The sequence below is a fragment of the Neobacillus drentensis genome, from assembly GCF_036962765.1.
In the GTDB taxonomy this organism is placed as follows: domain Bacteria; phylum Bacillota; class Bacilli; order Bacillales; family Cytobacillaceae; genus Neobacillus; species Neobacillus drentensis_C.
Window position 1 is genome coordinate 1 of record NZ_JBALOS010000187.1, and the last position, 2,403, is coordinate 2,403.

The following is a 2,403-nucleotide window of genomic DNA, read 5'->3' on the forward strand; positions in this document are numbered from 1 at the left end:
CCCCAAATATAAGCACGATTTTTCGGATAGCCGGCTTTTTGATGTGATCCATTTCATCTCCCCCCTTACACTTTTTGTTGGATAATTTTTCCGAATATTCCTTGCGGACGAACTAATAAAATAAATAACAATATCACCATTGCGACCGCATCACGATAACCGGAGGAGATAAATCCAGCCGCAAAGCTTTCAATGACTCCAAGTAATAATCCCGCAATCATGGCGCCAGGAATATTGCCCATGCCGCCCATTACGGAAGCTGTAAATCCTTTTAATCCTGCAAATACCCCCATCGTTGGATATACTAAGAATACGGGTCCTACTAAAATACCTGCGAGCGCACCAACCGCTGATCCAATAGCAAACGTGATTGATATAATCTTATTTGCATTAATCCCCATTAGCTGTGTTGCTTTAATATTCTGTGAGGCAGCTTGAACTGCTTTCCCCATAAGTGTTCGATTAATAAATAACTCCAAAACAATCATGACAAGGATGGTCAAGATTATGATAAAGATATAATGTTGATTGATCAGCATATCTCCAACAGTAATGTTTTTTGATAAAAAGGGTGAGGTTAGTCGCTCTGGTGTCGCCCCCCAAATATATTGAGCTAAATTTTGGAGAACAATCGATATTCCTATCGCTGCAATCAACAGATTTAATTTAGGTGCATTTCTCATCCTCATATAAACCATTTTTTCCATTAAATAACCAAGTAAAGCTCCTGCGCACACTCCCCCAAGATAGGCGAGCCAGATTGGAGTATCCAATAAAAGAAGATATAGGGACACGAATGCCCCTCCCATATAAACCTCACCATGTGCAAAATTGATAAAACGTAATACATTCCATACCATGGTGTAGCCGATTGCCATTAATGCATATATACTGCCGAGGACTATTCCATTTATGAGTTGATCAATGAACACAAGTAATCACCCTATTCTGAATCTTTTATAACCACGAAATTACCTTTTTGCACTTGCATAATCATTGGTGTGTTGGAACGGTCACCGTTTTTGTCAAATTTAATCGGACCAGTAATGCCTTGAAAATCGATGTTCGCTAATGCATCACGTGATTTATCAGAGTCCCCGTCACCATCAGTCAGAGCCTTTGCCAACGCCATAGCTGCATCATAAGAAATAGCGGTATTTGCTTGTGCCGGTATATCATTTTCTTCTGCCAATTTCTTAAACTCTTTCATTTCTTCTGTATCTGCATTTAAATCAATCATAGATGCAAAAATATGATTCTCAACCGCATCGCCTCCTAATTTGATGAGTTGCTCAGAATACATAGAATCATCCGGTGAGAAGAATTGAATATTTAATCCAGCCTGCTTTGCTTGCTGTTCAATTAAGGCCACTTCATTGTATAGCCCGACAACCATTACCGCATCTGCATTAAGTGTTTTAATCTTTGATAATTGAGAAGAAAAGTTTTTATCACCAGGGTTATATTTCTCAGCTGCAATGAATTTTACGCCTAATTCTTTGGTTGACACTTTCGCTGCATCATACATAGTGATTCCATAATCTGTATTTTCAAAGAGTGCTGCGATTTTCTTTACCTTTTTCTCTTCTGCCATATATTTCATAACGGCAGGAACGTAAACGGAACCTGTTAAAATCACGCGGAATAGATATTTGTTACCGGTTTTAGATAGGTCTGGGCTGGCCCCCATGTTTAAATGAAGGACTTTCGCAGGTCCTGAAACATCCTGTGCAGCTAATGTTGGTGATGAATTATACCCTCCAATAATTGCCTTTACTCCATCATTCATAATCATTTTATTCACTACTGCAACAGCCTCAGTCGGGGTGGCTTTATCGTCACCGACGATTAAGTCAAGCTTTTTTCCTTTGATGCCTCCATCACTATTAATCTTTTTAAAAGCAAGTTCGACTCCATTTTTCATATCCTGACCATACTGGGCATTATCACCAGTCATTGGTGCCTGTAATCCAACCTTTATTGTGTCGCTGCCCTTGGAAGATGAATGGCTGTTTCCTGAAGAAGAATTCGTTGCCGAACATCCAACCAACAATATGGCTAGCACCAAAAACATCACCAATTTTTTAGCAATTGACCTTTTAGAGAATACCAACTTCATTCCTCCTCTTTCTTTTTACATTTTTTAATCTTTTTTAAATTTTCATAATCTCCCTTTTGATGAAACTTATTCTATGGGTGTATGTAAAGACAGATAAACGGTGAAGTTTAGAATGGATGAAGGCGGCAGATTCTAAGGAGTGAGGGAAAAGGGCATTTTTCCCATGGAATTAAGACATGATCAAAAATAAGTAAGGTATCTATTTTCCTGTCAATTTATTCCGCACAGGTTCCTCCTTCCAATAACGGATGAACAATATCCTTACTTTTTATTTACGGATTTTT

Annotated in this window: 2 protein-coding genes; both read right to left on the reverse strand. The window is 38.5% G+C overall.

Going from position 1 to position 2,403, the window contains the following annotated elements:
• Positions 1-65: 65 nt before the first annotated feature.
• Positions 66-932 carry a branched-chain amino acid ABC transporter permease gene (locus V7137_RS21500; RefSeq protein WP_335699957.1) on the reverse strand — a complete coding sequence of 289 codons (867 nt, stop codon included), beginning with the start codon at positions 930-932 and terminating at the stop codon, positions 66-68.
• Between the two features lie 11 nt (positions 933-943).
• Positions 944-2,113: an ABC transporter substrate-binding protein gene (locus V7137_RS21505; protein ID WP_335699958.1), complete on the reverse strand. Its 1,170-nt coding sequence runs from the start codon at positions 2,111-2,113 to the stop codon at positions 944-946.
• Between the last annotated feature and the right edge of the window lie 290 nt (positions 2,114-2,403).